This window comes from Acidobacteriota bacterium, assembly GCA_039030395.1.
Lineage (GTDB): Bacteria > Acidobacteriota > Thermoanaerobaculia > Multivoradales > JBCCEF01 > JBCCEF01.
In genome coordinates this window covers 1-15,750 of sequence record JBCCEF010000023.1, presented here as the reverse complement: position 1 = coordinate 15,750, position 15,750 = coordinate 1, and the positions used below count along the sequence as shown (strand labels likewise).

9 protein-coding genes are annotated in these 15,750 nt (G+C 66.5%); 6 read left to right on the top strand and 3 right to left on the bottom strand.

The features are described 5' to 3' along the window. The first annotated feature begins 90 nt into the window (after positions 1 to 90). Together AAF481_17065 and AAF481_17060 are read left to right on the top strand one after the other, a co-directional pair. Positions 91 to 2,481: an ABC transporter permease gene (locus tag AAF481_17065; protein ID MEM7482887.1), complete on the top strand. Its 2,391-nt coding sequence runs from the start codon at positions 91 to 93 to the stop codon at positions 2,479 to 2,481. A 76-nt stretch (positions 2,482 to 2,557) separates the two neighbouring features. After that, complete coding sequence (locus AAF481_17060) at positions 2,558 to 2,953, top strand: hypothetical protein (protein MEM7482886.1); 396 nt, start codon at positions 2,558 to 2,560, stop codon at positions 2,951 to 2,953. A 391-nt stretch (positions 2,954 to 3,344) separates the two neighbouring features. Here AAF481_17060 and AAF481_17055 read toward each other — a convergent pair whose 3' ends face one another. Then, the gene (locus AAF481_17055) at positions 3,345 to 3,737 is read right to left on the bottom strand and encodes a VOC family protein (GenBank protein MEM7482885.1); all 393 of its coding nucleotides are present in this window, start codon (positions 3,735 to 3,737) and stop codon (positions 3,345 to 3,347) included. Between the two features lie 159 nt (positions 3,738 to 3,896). Here AAF481_17055 and AAF481_17050 point away from each other — a divergent pair, with 159 nt between their 5' ends. Beyond that, on the top strand, positions 3,897 to 5,468 hold the full coding sequence (locus tag AAF481_17050) for a S41 family peptidase (GenBank protein ID MEM7482884.1): 1,572 nt from the start codon (positions 3,897 to 3,899) through the stop codon (positions 5,466 to 5,468). Positions 5,469 to 5,530: 62 nt separating this feature from the next. Here the strand turns inward: AAF481_17050 and AAF481_17045 are convergent, their stop codons facing one another. After that, positions 5,531 to 6,592 carry a hypothetical protein gene (locus tag AAF481_17045; GenBank protein MEM7482883.1) on the bottom strand — a complete coding sequence of 354 codons (1,062 nt, stop codon included), beginning with the start codon at positions 6,590 to 6,592 and terminating at the stop codon, positions 5,531 to 5,533. 191 nt (positions 6,593 to 6,783) lie between these two features. Here AAF481_17045 and AAF481_17040 point away from each other — a divergent pair, with 191 nt between their 5' ends. Further along, complete coding sequence (locus tag AAF481_17040; protein ID MEM7482882.1) at positions 6,784 to 7,332, top strand: DUF488 domain-containing protein; 549 nt, start codon at positions 6,784 to 6,786, stop codon at positions 7,330 to 7,332. A gap of 178 nt (positions 7,333 to 7,510) precedes the next feature. Here AAF481_17040 and AAF481_17035 read toward each other — a convergent pair whose 3' ends face one another. Then, a complete protein-coding gene (locus tag AAF481_17035) occupies positions 7,511 to 9,247 on the bottom strand; it encodes a VWA domain-containing protein (protein MEM7482881.1) in 1,737 nt (578 codons plus the stop codon). A 155-nt stretch (positions 9,248 to 9,402) separates the two neighbouring features. On the opposite strand from AAF481_17035, the gene AAF481_17030 reads away from it, so the two are divergent. Both AAF481_17030 and AAF481_17025 read left to right on the top strand, forming a co-directional pair. After that, complete coding sequence (locus AAF481_17030; GenBank protein ID MEM7482880.1) at positions 9,403 to 12,618, top strand: VWA domain-containing protein; 3,216 nt, start codon at positions 9,403 to 9,405, stop codon at positions 12,616 to 12,618. A 102-nt stretch (positions 12,619 to 12,720) separates the two neighbouring features. Continuing rightward, the coding region (locus AAF481_17025) for a VWA domain-containing protein (GenBank protein ID MEM7482879.1) at positions 12,721 to 15,750 on the top strand (3,030 nt) is incomplete at its 3' end.

The following is a 15,750-nucleotide window of genomic DNA, read 5'->3' as shown; positions in this document are numbered from 1 at the left end:
CCCCTGAGACATTCCCTGAGACATTCCCCTGGCACCTTCGAGGAGAGCCTGTAGTTCGTTTCGCCATGCTGTAGGATGGGTTCAATCTCTATGTTTCGGGAGATCCTCCAAACCATCCGTTCCCTCGCCAGAAATCCGGTTCTGGCGGCCGCCGTCGTGCTGGTTCTTGCCCTGGGGGTCGGTGCCGCGACCACCGCCTTCAGCGTCGCCTACGGGGTGATGATTCGGCCGCTGCCCTACGGGGATCCCGATCGCATTTTCCAGCTGCGGGAGACCCATCCCGCGAAGGAGTGGGGCAGCGACGCGGTGGCGGACGGCAACTACCTCGATTGGCGTGAAAACAGCCGCAGTTTCGCATCTTTGGCGGCCTACCTCCCTTGGTATTTCAACTTGACCGGCGAACCGGGGGCGGAGCGTCTCGGCGGCCTCTATGTCTCCCAAGACTTTTTTGCCGTCCTCGGGGTGTCCCCGCGGGTTGGGCGCCACTTCGGCCGCGACGAAACGGCCGAGGCCGCCGACGTCGTCGTTCTGAGTCATGAGCTGTGGCAACGCCGGTACGCGGGTTCGGAGGAGGTGGTCGGGCGGAGCATCACCGTCGATGGCGATCCCCATGTGGTGGCCGGCGTCATGCCGCCGGATTTCGTGTTTCCGTCTCCGTCCATCGAGCTGTGGTCGCTCCTCTCCTTCAGTGAAGAAGACGCCGCCAATCGCACCGACCGGTCGATTCGAGTGATCGGGCGGCTGGCGGACGGGGTCGGGGAGGAGCGGGCACGAGCGGAACTTCAAACGATTGCCGCGCGGCTCGCCGGCGAACATCCGGAATCCAACGACGGCTGGAGTGTCGCGCTGGAGTCCCTGCACCAGGCGATGGTCCACGAGGCTCGACCGCAACTCCTGGTGCTCCTCGGATCCGTCGCCTGCCTTCTGCTTCTGGCCTGCGTCAATGCTGCCGGCATTCTCTTCGCCCGCGCCGAGGCCCGGCTCGGAGAGGTTGCCCTTCGCCGGGCCCTCGGCGCCGGTACTCTCTACGTCGTGCGCCTTCCTTTCTTCGAGGGGCTGCTGCTCTCGCTGGCCGGCGGCGCCCTCGGATTGCTGTTCGCCCACTGGGGTTTGGCGATCGTTACCGGCTTGGGATCGAAGCATGTGCCGCGCCTGCACGACATTCGCCTGGATCCCGGCGTGTTGCTGTTCGCCGCTGTGCTGGCCGTTTTCACCGGCCTGGCCGTTGGGGCACTGGCTGCCTGGCGGGTGTTCCGGCGCGCGCCGGGGACCTTGCTGACTTTGGCCTCGCCGCGCCAGGGCCGTCGGGGTATCGGGCGGAGCCTGGTGGTGGTCGAGGTGGCGCTGTCCCTGACCCTGCTGACCGCTGCCGGGTTGATGGCCCAGAGCCTGTGGAAGCTGAGCCGCGTGGAGACCGGCTTCGAGGTGGACCATTTGCTGGTGCTCAGCCTCAGCCTTTCCGGCGAACGCTACTGGGATCAAGGGGAGGTGCTCGGCTATTTCCAGCGCGCCAGCGAGGGGCTGCGGTCCCTGCCCGAGGTGCGATCCGTCGGCTGGACATCGGCCGTGCCGCTCTCCGGCGGCGGGTGGAGGCACGGGGTGATTTTCGAAGACCGATCGGATTCGGCGGCCGGAGAAGCCGTCACCGGCCACAAAGTGGTCGACAACTATTTCTCGACCGTCGGCCTGAGGATGGTCGCTGGCCGTGGTTTCCTGGAGAGTGATCGCGCCAGCGAAGTGCTTCATGTGGTGGTCAACGAGACCTTCGCCGAGCGCTTCTTCGCGGGGCGAGATCCGATCGGCCAGCGCATCAAGCGCGGAAAGCGCGACGACGACAAGCCCTGGAAGGTGATCGTCGGAGTGGTCGAGGACGAACGACACGCCGGCATCGGCGTCGAACCCGAGCCGGAAATCTACGAACCGCACGATCAGCAACCGTTCCCCTACATGAGTCTGGTCCTGCGGACCGAGGGAGATCCCCTTCAACTGGCCGAGGCGGTGCGCAGCCGCCTGCGAGAGGCGGATCCCGAGCAGCCGGTTTACGGCTTGCGAACCATGAAGAGTCTGGCCGAGGAGTCCATTGCCGTGGAACGTACCGCCGGTTGGATGCTGGGCTTCTTCGCTCTGCTCTCGCTGCTCCTGGCCGGTACCGGCCTCTACGGCCTGATGACCGTTGAGCTGGCCCGGCGTCGGCACGAGATGGGTGTTCGGATCGCGGTGGGTGCCGGACGTGGCAGGGTTCGTCGGCTGGTGCTCCTTCAGGGAATGGCGTTGGTGGTGGCCGGCGCGGTGGCCGGTCTGGTCGTCAGTCTGTGGACGAGTCGATTTCTGAGCAGCCTGCTTTATGGCGTGGGAGCACTCGATCCAAGGGCATTTGTCTGTGCCCTCCTGACCTTGCTGGCGGTGGGCCTCCTCGCCTGCTACCTGCCCATACGCCGGGCGCTGCGGGCGGATCCTCTCCAGGCTCTGCGGGTGGTCTAGGCCGCCACTCTCATCGGCCTACTGCCGCGCGGGGCTGGTAGACTCCTCGATACCAATTCATTTCAGGAGGGAAACCATGTCTCAACGCACAGTGTTGGCTGCGGTGGTGGGTGGAATTGTGCTGTTCGTGCTCGGCTACCTGATCTATGGCATCGCCTTGGCGGATTTCTTCGACGGCCAAGGGGTCGGAGCGGTCGACGAACCGATTCTGTGGGCGATCTTCGTCGGCAATCTGGTGATGGCGATTCTCATCACCTACATTTTCGCCCAGTGGGCGTCGATCAGCACTTTTGGGGGTGGGTTCAAGGGTGGCGCCATCATCGGCGGGCTGATCGCCCTGTCCATCGGATTGGTCATGCACGGCGTTTCCGGGGAAATGACCTTGGTCGGCGTGGTCGCCGAAGTGATCGTCTCGATTGTTCGGGTGGGTCTCGCCGGCGGCGTCATCGGCATGCTGCTCGGCCGCAAATAGTAACCTCTCCCGAAGAGGAAATCGGAGCGGTCGCGCGGTTGGCGACCGCTCCCGTTGATCATTCCCAACTCGCTCGTCCAGCGCAAAGGTCGATCCGGGCTCGTTGCCGGCCGAGCTGCAGGATCTGTACGTCCGGGTCATTCACGATGCCCTCCGGCTCGAAGTCGAGATCCCAGGCGACCCGCCGGGGTCCTGGGGCGCCTTCCGCACGGCGACTCGGTCCTCATGGGCCTCCGAACCGGACTCACCCAGGGCCGCCAGTTCGACGCGGCCGAGTCATGATCCCGAGGGACGGGGAATTCTGTGGCGAAAATGTGACCTAATCTTCTTTGGAAGATTCCTTCTGAGAGGCGCCTTCGCTTCGTCTGGAAACTGCGGCGGGAGGCTTCCTTCACTCGCCCATTAGATCCCACCGGTTGCCTTCGAGGTCCCGGAAGACCGCCACGCGCCCGTAGGCCTCAGAGCGCGGCGGCGAAGTGAACTGCACTCCGGCATCGATCATCCGCTGGTAGCTGGCGTCGAAGTCGTCGACCCGCAAGAAAAATCCGACCCGACCGGCGCACTGGTTGCCGAGCGCTTGGACCTGGCGCTCGCCATCGGCGCGGGCCAGCAGGATCCCCGTTTCGCCGCCAGGCGGCCGCACCACCACCCAGCGCTTGGGTCGACCGTCATTGGTCAGCGAGGGGGAGTCCTCGATCAGTTCGAATTGGAGCACGTTGACAAAGAAGTCGATTGCCGGGTCATAGTCTCGAACGATCAGGGCGACGAGTTGGATTTGTGCCATGGTGGTCACCTTCTCGCGTTGGGTCAGAAGTGTCGGTGTCCGCCGTCCGCTGAAGGCTTGGGCCATGCCTCGGGCGGAGGCGGTACCGGGCAGCCATTCTCCATCCGGGGTTCGGTATTCCCAAAACGAGCGGTACACTGCTGTGTCCGGAGAGTCGCCATGAAGATCCTGAATCATCCCCGTTCCGTGGGTTGGGCTGTAGCAACGCTGCTGATTGCCGGTTGGCTAACCGGATGTCAGACGGCAAAACCGGTGGCCTCATCGGCAGTGGCCCTGACGCCGCTCACGACGCCGGAAATTCTCACGGAAGAGCAGGCGAGGGGCGAACTGGCACTGTTGCGGAAGGGACTCGAACGCCTTCATCCGGGGTATCTGCGCTACGCGACGGAAGAGGAAATCGTCACGGGCTGGAAGCGCTTGGATGCGGTGGTCGAAGGTGGTGTCGAGTTGGGTACCTGGTACCGCGAGATCTCGGCCCTGCTGTCGCGCCTGGGCTGTGAGCACAGTCGGGCCGAGTTGCCTGACGTCTTGGAAACACAGCGGCAGGAAAAGCCGTCGTTTCTTCCGTTCCGCTTCCGGCTGTTCGGTGATCGCATGTTCATTGCCGAAGCGGCGGACGGAGCGGGCTTGCTGCGCGGCGACGAGGTGATCGCGCTGGACGGGAGACCGGTACGAGAGGTTTTGGATGCTTTGCGCCCGTTCGTGCCGATCGATGGTGTCCGCACTCGGGAGTTGGAGAACGCCTCGTTGGAGGACGACGGCGACTTTCTCGGCAGCACCTTCGAGCAGTTCTACCCCCTGGTGTTCAGCTCGTCGCCGAAGGTGAGGGTCCAACTCGCCGGAACGGCGGGTGTGCGCGAGTTCCACAAGGTGACCTACGAAGATTGGCTCGCCTTGGCGGGTCCCGAGGCGCGGCGCTTCCTGAACTTCAAAGACGCGGTGACGGCTAGGGATCTCGATCGAGGCACTGCGTATTTGGCGGTCGACACCTTCGTCAACTACCGCGATCCGGTCGATCCATTGACTCTCCTTGTCCCTCATTTCCGACGCTGGAATGGCGAGGGCAAAAAACGCCTGATCGTCGACCTGCGCAACAACGGCGGCGGCAGCACTGACGCCATGTTCGCCCTGGCGACGCTCTTGGTGGATGGGGCCTTCACCGTCACGTCCGAGGCCTACATTGCGCAGCGAGACCCCGGCCTCGATCTCCTTCCGTTCCTTTCGACCTGGGAGACCCGGGCGCTCAAGCCGAAACGCTTCTCGCTGGCGAGGGCGGGTGAGGGGAGGTGGCGGTTGCGTCACCGGGTGCTCGATACCGGTCGCCGTGAATGGCAACCCCACGAAGATCACTTTCGGGGTGAGGTGATCGTCCTCACCAGTCGCTTCAACGCCTCCGGCACCACCACCCTGCACACTCTCTTGAAGGACAACGGCTTCGCCCGACTGGTCGGCGAGCGCACCGGAGGCAACGTCTCCGGCGTCACCGCCGGCGTTCTCCTCTACCTCAACCTGCCGGTGAGCGACATCACTGTCCGCCTGCCGAGACTGCTTCAGACCCTCGAGCTTCGGCACCCGGAGCGCTTCGAGCCGGACCGAGGGATCGAACCCGATGCCCTGGTCGAGTCGACGCTGGAGGGCTTTCTCGCGAGGAAGGACGAAATCCTGGAGGCCGCCCGAGCGCTGCCGCCGGAGTCCGGGGCGATGGGCGGGAGCGATAGGGGAGCTGAGTAAAGAAAGCCGGGGAGCCTGCTCGGCTCCCCGGCGAGTGGACGGTAGGGAACTACGTTGTCTCGTTAGTGCCGGCCGTTGAAGGTCGGGCGCTGGTCGCCGTCGTAGTCATGCGGCTCGAGGTCCTCCCACGGCACCCGGTCGTCCGGGCACGGCGGGCACGGGGCGCCGCCGCCATCGTCGTCGATGCCGTCGCAGTTGGCATCTTCGCAGTAGCAGTGGTCCGCCACGCCGTCGCCGTCGGAGTCGACGCCGCCGGTGTAGTTCTTGTGGCTGCTCTTGGTCTTCGGGCCGCCGCCGCCAACGTGCGAGGGAACGGTGCACTCGGGAGTGCCGCCGCCACCGCCACCGCTGCCGCTGGTGCCGCAGATCTTCATGCCGCCGGTGAAGCTGTTGCTTCCGATGGTGGTGGCGGAATCCGGATTGCCGTCCGCATCCACATCGACCTGCACATTCGCGGGCAGCGCGCCGAGGTTCATACCGCCGAGGGCGGACTTGACGGTCCAGTCAGCACCGGTGGCATTGAAGGTGGCCTCGGGGCAGTCGCCGGCGCCGCAGTCCTGGGTGAACTGGATGGCCGGTGCCGGGCTCACCCGCACGTAGCGCAGCAGGAAGTAGGCCCGCAGGTTGGCGTCGAAGGTGCCGCCGTTGCCGCAGGTGCGACAGATGGTCATGCTGCCGATCGGCTGCGCCGAGGTGAGGCTCAAACCGGCGACGATCTTCCAGGTCTCGCTCGATCCTCCGCTGTAGGTAACGGTGAAGGGATTCGATTCGAGGTGGAGGGCCTGGAAGTCGATCGGGACCGAGGCGCAGCTTCCCACGGACAGATTGCCCGTCGGGGCCATGCGCCGGACGATGGTGTCGATGCCGGCGCCGAGGCCGCCGGAGTTGGCGATCGGCTGACCGAAAAGGGTGACCTTGGAGGCCATCGCGTTGGAGCCGGCGCCGAAGAAACCGGCGGGCAGCGGATTGAGGTCGAAGCGCAGGTAGGTCCCACCGTCGTTGAAGGTGGTCCAACCGTCGTCTCCGGCGGCGAAGTTGACGGTGACGGGGGCGACGACCTGGGCGACCAGGGGGGACGCCAGGATCAGCGCCGCGGCAATAACGAGCATTCCTTTGAGCTTCATAGATCCTCCAGGCTTCGGTGGACGGTGCCATACGAGGCGAACGCCGCCTCACTTAGTACAGCGAGAAAGATCTACGTATCCAACAAGAGACACTAAATTCGCCAACTACATATTCATTGCTCGAGGTGCCGGTGGGAGGAGCGCCGACCTAGGCTAGCGGCATCACCGCGCTGGATCGATAGACTGGCGCGATGGAACGCCTGTTCACCCTCGGGCACTCGAACAAAGACGCGGAAGAGTTTCTGGCGCTGCTCGCGGCGGAACCCGCCATCGAGCGATTGGTGGACGTGCGGCGATTCCCCGGCTCGAAGCGACACCCGCACTTCGGCCGCGAGGCCCTCGCCGCCACCCTGGCGGACGCCGGTATCGACTACGAGCACCTGCCGGACTTGGGCGGCCGTCGGCGGGGACACGCCGACAGCCCGAACACCGCCTGGAGGAACCTGAGCTTTAGGGCCTACGCCGACTATATGTTGGGCCCGGAATTTCAGACGGCGTTGGCCCACCTGGAGGAACTGGGCCGGCAGCGCTGGACGGCGGTGATGTGTTCCGAAGCGGTGTACTGGCGCTGCCACCGGCGGCTGATCGCCGATGCGTTGGTGGTGCGGGGTTGGCGGGTAAGCCATCGCCTTGGCCCGGGCCAGGACGTGGACCACGAGCTCCACCCGGACGCCGTCGTGGAGGACGGCGTCCGGCTCACCTACCCGGCGCCCTCGGAGCGCCAAGAAATTTTGTTCTAGAGAACGAGCGGGAGCCTAATGCGTTCTTTACCGAACCTGCAAAGCAGAGAGCGATCTGCTACTCCAGCAGATCGCTACCGAGCCCGAAGGGCGAGGCGGCGGCGTGAGCCGCCGAAGATGGGGGTGTGCCGCCAAGAATGACACTTCTTGGCGGCGAGGGGGGCGCGAGCCCCCCTGCTCAAAGCTGAACGGGCTGTAGACCCGTCCCGAAGCGGTCGCTGATCTCATCGAGCAGAGTCAGCGTGAAGGTATAATTTCCGCGCTTCAAGTCCTTGACGGTCAGGCCGAAGCGGGCCGGGGCGTTGTCGTCGGCGTCGGCGATCTTGTCCGCCGGCAGGCGCAGGTCCTGGCGTTCGCGGTAGAGGTTAACCAGTTCGCCCTCCTCGTCATACACGGCGAGGTAGAGGTATACCCTTCCGACCATCTCATCGCCGTAGGGCACCAGCGTCACGTCCTCCAGCGGGATGACGCCGGCCACCGTTAGAGTGACCTTCTTGGCGGTGACTTTCTCCGGCGGCATGATCTCGACGGCGATCGGGAAGTCGCCGCGATCCTTCGGGAAGGTGAGCGGGGTGGTCAGCTCGTTGACCAGGCGGTCTTGCCGGCTGATGTGCAGGTAGCCTTCGCGGTTGGTCACCCGCAGGCCCTTGCGGTTCGTCTTGACCCGCAGCTTGTGGTACTTGCGATCCGGGTTGCGGCGGGTCTGGAAGCCGAGCACGTAGGCGTTGGCGGTCAACTCGTCGATGTTGTCGAAGGAGTTGTAGTAGCGAGTGGTGGAGAAGAATTTGCCGCCGGTGCCCTCGGCCATGATCTTGGGCGCCGACTCCGCATCGATCTCCGGCGGCAGCGATTCGAAGCCGCCGGTGAAAGAGATCTGCGGCGTGCGCTCGACGTCGAGGTACGGTGCCTTGGCGGCCAGTCCGGCGAAGCTGGAGATCGGGTAGATGGCGAAGCCGGCGGCGTTGGCGGTCTTGATGATCACCTCGTAGCGCTGCTGCAGTTCGGCGTGGACGGCGTTGATCAACGGATCGTTGCGCTTGTTGGTGCCGGGGGTGCCCTGACCGAAGAGCTGCGCCGGCCCGGGCAACGACTCGAGGCCGCCGGAGATGAGCACCAGAGACTTGCGGCCGGGAAGGCCGGAGTAGGCGCGCATGGTTTGCACCAGGGCGGTGGTGGTGCGGTCGAAGCGCTGCAGCGAGGTGAACATGCGATCCCGCTGCTCGAACTCCTGGAAGGTGATCTGCCGCGGGCCGGCGCCGGAGTTGGTGTCGCCGGCGGAGAACTGGCCGAGGCCCGGCGCCCGGCTGACCACCAGCGGATCCTCGCTGACGTTGCGGTCGCCGGCGTGGGGCCGGCGCACCGGCACCGGCAGATCGCGGATCTGCGACAGGGCGGCGAGCACCGTGGACTTGTTGCTGGTAAACGGCTGCAGGTGCTGGATCCGGTCGCTATGGGCGATGACGGCCCACTCGTAGGTGCCGTCGAACTGTTCGAGAATGAAGCGCTCCAGACCTTCGATCGCCTTGTCCCGCGGGCGCTTTTCGAGCGAGTTGGTGTCGAACAGAATCGCCATGCGGCGGCGCTTCTTGGGATCTACCCACTCCGTCTCCTCGCTCGTCGCTTCGCGCCGCGCTCGGCCGTCGTTGAAGGCGTAGAAGTTGGTGATCTCCTGCTCCTTGCCGTCTTCATAGAGCACGAAATCTTCGGCCGTCAGACCCGAAACCGGGTTGCCTCGCCGGTCGGTCACCACCACGTCGACGTTGACTACTTCGACCTGGATCTCGTCGACGATGGTTTCGAGATCGACCTCGTCTTCCTGGACATTTTCTTGGGCGACGGCCGCGACGCTGAGGAGCGAGGCCGCCAACAGGATCAGAAGGAGGGGGGTGATGCGGAGAACTGAAGGACGAGGCATGACGGAGCTCCCTTCTAGGTGGCAGCGAATTCTGAGGGGATGGGGCTGAGTACCTTCACCACCACAGTATACGCGACGGCCACAAGGGCGGACGCTATACTGGCGAGGCGTCTCGCGAACTGATTCGCCCGTTCGACCCCTAAGGGAGCTTGTCGATGACCTCCACCTGCTCGCGCCCCCTCTCCCTACCGGCGACCTTCCTGGCGGTCGGCCTCGGGGTGCTCTTCGTCGTGCCATCGCTCTTCGCCCAGTCGCCCGACCCGGGGGACACTCCGCAGAAGAAGGAGACCTTCACCGGCACCGCCCAGGTCACCGCCGTCGACCTTCTGCTGGAAGTACGCGGTCCCGATGGTGAGGTGCCGGACGATCTCCGCCCGCAGGATTTCGAGGTGCTCGAAGACGGCGCAGCGCGGCCGGTGGTGGGAGTGGAGGTGTTTGGGCCGCGCCGCACCGCCGGCCAAGGCACCGCCGCCAGAACCTCTTCCCGCAAGTCCTCGAACGAGGAACCCGGCGCCGAGAACGCCTGGACCTGGAGGATCGTGGTCTACATCGATCAGGTGCTGTCGAGTTCGCGCTCGATCCGCCGCACCTGTGAGGCCCTGGCGGCCCAGGCCGGCCGCTTGGCGGACCTCGGCACCGTCGAAGTGGTAGTGGCGAGCCCGCGGCCGCAGGAGGTCCTGCCTCCCACCCGCAGCGCCCGTTTGATCGAGCAGACCCTTTCCCGCCTGGCGCGGGAAACCACCGGCCGCGATGCTCTGCGGCACCTGCGGCGGCAGTACCTCTCCGCCCTCCAGGTGAAAGGCGAGATTGACGGCACCGGGGTGCCGACGGTCGCTACCGATCCCTTTGCGGACACCGGCGGAGCGACCACCGGGCAGGCCGGCCGGCGGGTAGGGGGGCGCGGTGGCGGACCCACCATCCGGGATGGTTCGAATCTCTCCCGGCGGCGCCTCGTCCGCTCGACCATTCCCGAGGAAGTGGGCCTGCTGCGCGGTCAGCACGACGCCATGATGGCTTGGTTGAGCAGCTATTCGGCGGTCGGTGCCCGCGCCCTGGTGATGGTCAACGACGGCTACGACCTCGATCCCGCCGAGTTCTATTTGAGCGGCATCTCTCCCGGATCCACTCTTTTCGGAGAGATCAATGCCGACCTCCAGAACCTTCCCGTCGCGCCGGGCAACGAAGAGTTGGCACAACAGCTTTCGGCGTCCGGTTGGGTCACCCTCGGGGTGATGCTCGGCGGCCTCGAGAGCGGCGCCACGATGGCGGCGGAGATTTCCGGCAAGGGCCGGGTCGGCGACTTGGTCGCCGGCCGCAACGACACCATCAGCTCCTTGCCCGGTTCGTTGGTGCTGCGGCCCCTGGGACCGATCGATCGGCTGGCCCGCGAAACCGGCGGCGAGGTGCTGACCGGCGCCGGCAAGATCCCCGGCTCCCTCGAACGCCTGGGCGAGCGGGTGCGCTTGACCTACCAGGTCGGCCGCACGCCGGACGGCGAACTGCATCGCATCGAGGTCCGGCCGCGCCGCGAAGGCTTGAAGATCAAAGCCCCCAAGTGGTCCGGCTCGCCGGCACCGGAGGTGCTCTCGGCAGCCCGGACGCGCGGCCTCCTGCGCGGCGACGGCGAGCGCGGCGGCCTGCCCTTGACGGCGGCGGTGGCCCTCCAGCGGCAGGCGGACGAGGCCGGGCGCCGGAAGGGGCGCCTACAGGCCCGGGTCGATCTGGAGCCGATCCGCGAGGCCCTGGCGGCGGCCGGTGACACGCCGCTGCGGGTCACCTTCGGCGTGTCCTTTCCTGATGATCCGTCGTTCGTGCACCACGACCTCGTCACCGGGCGCAGCTTGGCCGGTCTCGACGTGTGGACCTACGGCACGCCGCTTTCGCTGCCGGCGGAGGCGGACAAGGTGGCGGTGGTGTTCGAAGAACTGACCACCGGCGCCTGGGGCGGCGTGCTGGCGGCGCGGGTCGAGGAGGAGCGCGCCGCCGCGCCGGAGGACGATTCCATCCCGGACGATCTGCTGCCCGGCCGCCGGGGGATTTTTCTGCTGCCGCCCGGCGGCGACGTGGTGATCGGCAAGGAGCGGGTGGAGGCGGCGGTGGCCAACCCGGCGGTACGCCGAGTGGACTTCCATCTCGACGGCGAGCGCGTTGCCAGCCGTGACGATCCGCCCTGGGAGGCGCGGGTGGACTTCGGTCGGCTGCCGGAACCGCGCCGTATCGAGGTGGTGGCCTACGGTGAGGGTGGCGTCGAACTCGGCCGCGATGCCCGCCAGGTGAACAGCGGAGTCGGGCGCTTCGGCATCCGCCTGATCGAGCCGCGCAGCGGGCGACGGACCGGCTGGGTGGATGTGGAAGCGGAGGTCACCCTGCCGGCGGACGGCGAACTGGACCGGGTGGAGCTCTTCTGGAGCGGAGAGCGCACGGCGACCCTCTACGAGGCGCCCTTCCGCCAGCGTTTCGAGATCCCCGCCGAAGCCCCCGCCGGGTATCTCACAGCGGTGGCCTACGACCGTGCGGGGTCGCGGGTGGAAGACGTGGTGTTTCTGAACGGCGAGGGGGCCGAAGAGCGGGTCGAAGTGCAGTTGGTGGAACTCTTTACGGTGGTCACCGGCGAAGCCGGTCGGCCGGTGCAGGACGTTGCGGCGGACGAGCTGGCGGTGTTCGAGAACGGCGCGCCGCAGGAGATCAACGGTTTCCGGCCGGGGGTGGAGATGCCCTTGAAGCTCGGGCTGCTGCTCGACACCTCGGCCAGCATGACCCCGTCCATGGGCGAAGTGCAGCGGGCCGCCATCGACTTTCTCCTGCTCGCTTTGAAAGAAGAGGACCGGGCCTTCGTGGTGGACTTCAAGGAGGCTCCGCGCATGGCCCAGGAGTTGACCGGCGACCGCCGGGCGCTGGTCGGGGCGGTTTCCCAGCTCACCCCCGGCGGCACCTCGGCGCTGTGCGATGCCCTGGTCTATTCTCTGGTGCAGATGCAGGAGGTCGATGGCCGCCGGGCACTGGTGGTGCTGTCCGATGGGGTGGGCCGCAACGAGCGGGTGAACTTCACCACCTGCTTGCGCTTCGTGCAGCGCAACGGCATTCCCGTCTACGGCATTCTGCTGGCCGGCGACGATCCCACGGCGGAGCGGGAAGGCACCTCGATGGAGCGCCTCGGGCGCATCGCCGAGTCCGTCGGCGGCCGGGTTTGGCGGGCGGAGGAGCCGTCGGACCTGGGCGGGATCTATCGCTCGCTGATCGACGAACTGCGCAGCCAGGTATTGGTCACCTATGCGCCGCCCTTTGCCGAGGAAGACGACTGGCGGGTGGTCCACATCGAGGTGGAGCGCCCAGGCCACCAGGCCCGCACCCGTTCCGGTTACTACCCATGAGATCGGGCCATGAACTCGAGCTATGAGTCAAGGAATACCGACGCAGTAAGATGTAAGGAAGCGAAGATCGACAAGTAGGGAACTCTTCCGAGGAGGTCATCCATGCATAACGTTCCCCGTCCTTCCGATTTCCGAAACCTCCCCTCAGATTCCAAGAGACGGCTGCTCGCCGTCGTCCTCTGCCTTCTGCTGGTCGCCGCCATTCCAGCGGCGGCCCAGGACGGCCGTACCCTGGAGCGCTTCTCCGGCCGGGCGCAGGTCACCGCCGTGGATCTCGTGATCTCCGTGACGGACCGCTCCGGGGCGGTGCCGACGGACCTGACGCCGGCCGACTTCGAGGTGATCGAAGACGGCGAGGTGCAGCGGGTGATCGGGGTGGATCCCTTCCGGTCCCGGCCAGCGAAGTCGGTGAAATCGGCGACGACGGCCGAAACCCGGTCCGAGCGCCCGCCGGCCGCGGCGGACCCGAACTGGAACTGGCAGACGGTGGTCTATTTCGACCAGGTGTTGTCGAGTTCGCGTTCCATCCGGCGGGCCGCCGGTGCGCTGGCGGCGCAGGCCGGCCAACTCACGGAACTGGGTCCGGTGCAGGTGATCGTTGCCAACTCCCGTACCGAGGAAGTCCTGGCTCCAACCCGCAGTGCCCGGCTGGTGGAGCAGACCCTGGAGCGCCTCTCGCGGGAGCTATCCGGCCGCGATGAGCTGCGGCGCCACCGCAAGCAGTTTCTCCATCAGGTTCAGTTCGGCGGTCTCACCTCCGTCAGTTCGACATTGGTGAGGGGGCTGATTCAGGAGGAGGAGTTGATGCTGCGCCGTCAGCACGATGTGTTGCTGTCCTGGGCGGCGGACTTCTTGGAAGAAGGGCCGCGAGCTCTGATGCTGGTCAACGACGGCTATGACCTGGATCCGCGGGAGTTCTACTCGTCTAACATCGACGCGAGCTTCCAAAACGATCGGTTGGGGGGCTCCAATACCGTGTGGCTGAATGTGGATATGGGGAGTTCAAGCTCCGCCCCGAAACTTCGCGATCTTGCGCAGTTTCTCGCTGCTCGCGGCTGGACCAGCGTCAATCTGGCTCTCGGGGCGCTCAATTCCGGCGGCTCGATGTCGGCTGAAATGTCCGGCCGGGGTCGTTCTGGGGACCTCGATCTACGGGCGAGTACCGAGGTCACGGCCCCGATGGCGAGTTCCCTGGTCTACCGACCCCTCGATCCGATGCGCCAGATGGCCGACGCCACGGGCGGCGAGACCCTCACCGGCATCAAGAAACTGCCGCAGGCGCTCCAGCGGTTGGAGAGCCGGGTGCGCCTCACCTACCAGGTCTCCCGCCGAGCGGACGGCAAGCTCCACCCGGTGGAGGTGCGGGCCCTGCGCCCGGGCCTCAAGGTGCAGGCGCCGAGGTGGTCCGGCTCGTCCTCGCCGGAAGGGCTCGCCTCGTCACGCGCCCGGCGGCTGCTGGCCGGCGGGGTGGAGCGCGGCGATTTGCCGGTGGAGGCGGCGGTGGCGACACCGGAGTCGACGGGTGCGGACGACTCCAAGAAGGATCCGGTACCGAGCAAGCTCCAGGCGCGGGTGGACCTGGAAGCCCTCAAGCAGGGAGCGAGCAATCTTTCCGGTGCCGCCGTGAGGGTGACCCTGGCGGCCTCCTTCTCGCAGGGCGTGCCCTTCGTCCATCATCAGGAACTGCCGCCGCAGGACCTGCAGAACCTCGATCTGTGGACTTTCAGCTCGTCCCTCGCCCTGCCGCCGGCAACGGAGAAAGTGGCGGTGGTGTTCGAAGAACTCGGCACGGGTACCTGGGGCGGCGCCCTGGCGGCGCGGGTCACCGGTGACTTGCCGACTTTGACGGAGGTGGCCGGCCGGCGATCCGGCGGCGCGACCGGCGACGTTGGTGGTGCGACGGAGACTCTGGCCGGCGCCGAAGGCACGGTGCCCCTCGATCTGCTGCCGGACCGCAAGGCCATCGTGCTGTTGCCGCCGAGCGCCGCGGTGGTGCAGGGTCGGGAGCGGCTCGAAGCGCTGGTCTCGGGCGCCGAGGTCGAGCGGGTGGACTTTCTCTTGGACGGGCGCAAGGTGGAGTCGCGCCGTCGCTCGCCCTTCGAGGCGCGCATCGACTTCGGATCGCTGCCGCAACCCCGCGAGGTGCTGGCGGTGGCCTTCGACGGGTCCGGCGCCGAGGTGGGCCGGGATCGCATTCTGGTCAACCAGGGGGTGGGCACCCTCAAGGTGGACATCATCGAACCGCGCGATACCCGCCAGGTCGGACCGGTGGACGTCGAGGCGGAAGTCGATCTGCCGACCGGCGCCGAGATCGAGCGAGTCGAGATCCGCTGGAACGACCAGTCCATCGCCACCCTCTTCGAGCCGCCTTTCCGCCAGCGCCTGCGGGTGCCGCCGGACTCGCCGGTGGGCTATCTCCAGGTGGTTGCCCACCTCTCCGACGGCCAGCGAGCGGAGGACGTTCTGCTGCTCAACGGCGACGGCCTGTCGGAGCAGGTGGACGTCAAGCTGGTGGAGCTCTACACGGTGGTGGCGGACGAGGGGTCGCGTCCGGTGCGCGGCCTCGAACGGTCGGAGTTCGACGTCTACGAGGACGAAGTCGAGCAGGAGATCGCGGACTTTCGCCAAGGCAGCGACGTGCCGATCAGCCTGGCCCTGCTGCTCGACACCTCCGCCAGCATGTTCCCGGCGATGCGCGACGTGAAAACCGCCGCCATCGACTTTCTCTCCATCGCCCTGCGCGGCGAGGACCGAGCGATGGTGGTCGAGTTCTCGGAGAAGCCGCAGATCGTGCAGACCTTGACCGACGATCGCCAGGAGCTTTATGCCGCCGTCGCCGGACTGCAGGCCGGCGGCCGCTCCGCCCTGTGCGACGCCCTCGTCTACACCCTGCTCCAGATGCAGTCCATCGCCGGTCGCCGGGCGGTGGTGGTGCTGACGGACGGCGTCGGCCGTGACGAGCGGGTGGGCTTCGACGTTTGCCGGCGGGTGGTGGAGAAGAGCGGCATCCCGCTCTACACGGTGCTGTTGGCCGGCGACGACCCCACCACCATCGCCTCCGGCGGCTTCGACCGGGAGAAAGTCGAAACCCTGGTCGAACCGGTTGGCGGCCGGGTGTTGGCGGCGGAAGAT